Source organism: Dolichospermum sp. UHCC 0260 (assembly GCF_009711985.1).
GTDB classification, from domain to species: Bacteria; Cyanobacteriota; Cyanobacteriia; order Cyanobacteriales; family Nostocaceae; genus Dolichospermum; species Dolichospermum lemmermannii.
Genome location: NZ_VIKZ01000082.1, coordinates 1 through 3,134 on the forward strand (window position 1 = coordinate 1; position 3,134 = coordinate 3,134).

The 3,134-nt window shown below is 39.2% G+C and carries 3 protein-coding genes and 1 pseudogene; 1 reads left to right on the forward strand and 3 read right to left on the reverse strand.

The genetic code is table 11. The features are described 5' to 3' along the window. Positions 1-733 (reverse strand): annotated as a pseudogene (locus FJR08_RS21585) (fimbrial biogenesis outer membrane usher protein); the annotation flags it as partial. A gap of 6 nt (positions 734-739) precedes the next feature. On the opposite strand from FJR08_RS21585, the gene FJR08_RS21590 reads away from it, so the two are divergent. Further along, complete coding sequence (locus FJR08_RS21590) at positions 740-1,252, forward strand: spore coat U domain-containing protein (RefSeq protein ID WP_168634525.1); 513 nt, start codon at positions 740-742, stop codon at positions 1,250-1,252. A gap of 190 nt (positions 1,253-1,442) precedes the next feature. Here the strand turns inward: FJR08_RS21590 and FJR08_RS21595 are convergent, their stop codons facing one another. Together FJR08_RS21595 and FJR08_RS21600 are read right to left on the reverse strand one after the other, a co-directional pair. Beyond that, positions 1,443-2,225: a fimbria/pilus periplasmic chaperone gene (locus FJR08_RS21595; RefSeq protein WP_323294678.1), complete on the reverse strand. Its 783-nt coding sequence runs from the start codon at positions 2,223-2,225 to the stop codon at positions 1,443-1,445. A gap of 123 nt (positions 2,226-2,348) precedes the next feature. Next, entirely contained in the window at positions 2,349-2,861 is a 513-nt protein-coding gene (locus tag FJR08_RS21600) for a spore coat U domain-containing protein (RefSeq protein ID WP_168634526.1), read from the reverse strand. Positions 2,862-3,134 lie beyond the last annotated feature (273 nt).

Below are 3,134 nucleotides of genomic sequence, written 5' to 3' on the forward strand. Positions count from 1 at the left end.
TGAAGGCCGCACCAGATAAACTAAAAGTTGGTGGTTGAATGACATCAGGATTAAGTCCAAAATCCCGTGATTTACTCACACCAGCCATAAACATTCCTCCCCCTAAATCGCCAGTGCTAACAAAGGAATCACCAACTACCCATTTAGTCATTTTTTGGGGATTGTCTAAGGTGAAATTTGTTAAACCTCGCAGCCAAGAACCATCAGTTTTGCGGGAAAAACTGCTATAAAGTAAATTTTTATGAATGCTTAATCCTGATTCTCCAAAAAATGTATAATTGTTGAGGTTGAATTTTTCAATGTCAACAGGTAAGTTAAAAGCATAATTTAAAAAAACACTAGTGTTTTGACTATAAGTAATATTTTTCGCTGACTCCCGACCTAAATTAAATGAATTAGTTTTTAATAATTCCGGTTGGGCTGTTATCCTTAAAGTTAGGGCTTTTTCATCAAAAATATAGCTGACCTGGGGAGATAATGAAACCAGAGAAACATAGGTTTCATTATTAATGGTTTCTCGACTACCAGCGAAACTTTCTAACCCGGCTTTTTCTAAATCGGAACGAGTAATAAGAATATCCTGGGGGCGTAAAATCACAAAAATTGCTTCTTTGGCCACCTGGTTAACGGTCAGTTCCAAAATGGCATTTTGTTCTTGTGCAGCAACCTGAGAACAAACTACAACACTCCAACCAGAAACCAGCAGCAACAACCAGCCATTATTCACAGACATAAAACCATGAAGATTCGCCCTTCTCTACTGACTTTTTTGCTACTTATAGCCAGTGCTGCTGCTCCCGCAATGGCAGGTAGCGCAAGTGATAACTTGAATGTTTCTGCTTCAGTAGTTCCTAGTATTATAATTGTCCCACCTGCTGCTCCTGTGCCAATACCAGTTGAGAACATAACTAATCCGTCTAATCCGGCAACGGTAACATTACCAATCGCTATCACTTTACCGAGTAATACTACTGGGAAAATTACCCTGGGACAAGGACAAAATCCCTCTGCTGTCTCCACTGACCCTAACCCCGTGCGCCGCATGACTGATGGTAATGGAAATTACTTATTGTATGAATTATATCAAGATGAATCTAATACAATAATTTGGGGTAATACTGATAACACTGGTTTGTCATTGACTGGTACGGGTTCAGCCAGTAATGTCAATGTTCATGTTAAAATTCCGGCAGGGCAAAATGTGCCGGCAGGAAATTATCAGGACACAGTGGAACTGAAAGCGACTTTGTAAGCATTTTGAAAATAATTAACCGCAGATAAACGCAGATAAACGCAGATAGGAAGAGATGAATTCAGGAATTTCATGATTAGACATCTCTAAAGATTAAATGTGCGTATCCTATAACCCCTGTAGAGACGTTCCATGGAACGTCTCTAGGTTGGAGGACAAGATTCCAGTCTCCCCCCTTTACAAGGGGGGACTAAGGGGGGTAAGCAGCAGCACAAGCGCCCTGGGGAGTGTCTAGGGTTTCTTTAAAGGTGGTTTTTGCGGTTTTGACTTCCACTACCAGCTTCTTGACCCCATTACATTTTTCCTTGGGTGGTAATTCTACACTATAGGATTTAGTATTACCCGCTAAAATATACCAAGTATTGACAGAAGTTTCAATAATTTTTTCCCCTGTGGCACTTACTCCTTGCACTGTAATTTGCTGTGGCGGAAGATTGACATTACCAGTATTGTTAATCTCAAAAGATAAATTACCTTTTTTGATTGCTAGTTGTCCCATTTTTCCTGACTGGTTGATTTGGCTCGGTTGTAGAAAAATAGGAATACTTAAATTAGTTAAGACTTGGATGGCATTCTGAGTAGATTGACTGGTTTTTGTCGGTAGTTCTTCCACAATCAGTCGGTAAGTCTTTTCGACATTATTAATGGGAACTTTAGAACCGAGTCTAATTTGCCGTTCTGCCTGGGATTCTACGGAAAGTAGAGATGGAAACAGAATAATATCTTCAGTAGGAGTGAGTTTGTCTTCTCCTTGGGCATTTTGTTCCCATTTGAATACTTTGAATTGAAAACTGCCAGCAGTGGTATCCTGATTACGTAATTTCAGCAGCACAGTGGAAACTTTGGGAGAAAGAACAACATTAATGGGATTAACGCCATAATTTCCCGCGTCGGCTTGGGATGTTTTAAAACATAAGCCCAGGAATAGGCTGAGAAACAGCAGTAATTTTAAGCGGGAACTGAGGGTAAACACGAGAATTAACCTTATTTGTAAGGTGCGTTAGGACAAAAGCCCGTAACGCACCAAGATTTTGCATCGTGGGTTACGGATATCGCTTGCGTAATTTTTACCAGATGTCTTTTGGATGATCAGGGCTTAGTAAGTAACAGTAGCTGTTACAGTATCAGTATAAGAACCCGATGGAACGTTCTGACCTGCGGGAATTTCACCGTAAACAGTTGTAGATTTATCAGCACCATTACCAATAACGGTTATACCAGTATCAGTACTGGTACTACTTCCCGATCCCCAAATCGCAGTCTTTGCGTTATCTTTGTAAAGGTTATAACTGAGATAATTGGCATTATCAACATTTTTAAGCCTACGGTTTTCTGCTGGGTTATCAATATCAGAATTGTAGCCTGGACTTAACGTAATTACTGCAAGAGCATAAGCAGTACAATTTGTTGTCACAGTTCCAGTTACACTTGTACCTGTCCCTGGATTATAAGCACCAAAACTCAGCGCAGCAGTTGAAATAGTGCAGTTATTATTTACTGAAGCTGAGATCTGAAAGTTTGAATCAGCAGTACCAGCAACAGCCATTGAGGGAGCGGCAGAACCAACAGCGACAAAGAGCGCGGATGCTAAGGCTAAACGACGCATCATAGTGTAAGTTCCTTGGAAAAAATATTGGGTTAATAAAATCTGTCTTTTGGTAGAAACCAGTAATCAAATTCCTATTAACTCACTATTTCTGCATGGTATGTGTATATTTAAGCAAGTTAAGTAAAGTTCATTAATAATAATTCTGGAAATCGCTTTATAATTTGGTTGTAGCTATTTATAAAGAAAAAATAAACTTAGTATAATAGTCTTTAACTTTCTTAAATTCATGATTTTTTTCAGTTGAATTACCGATTTAGTCTAAGAGGTTGTTTG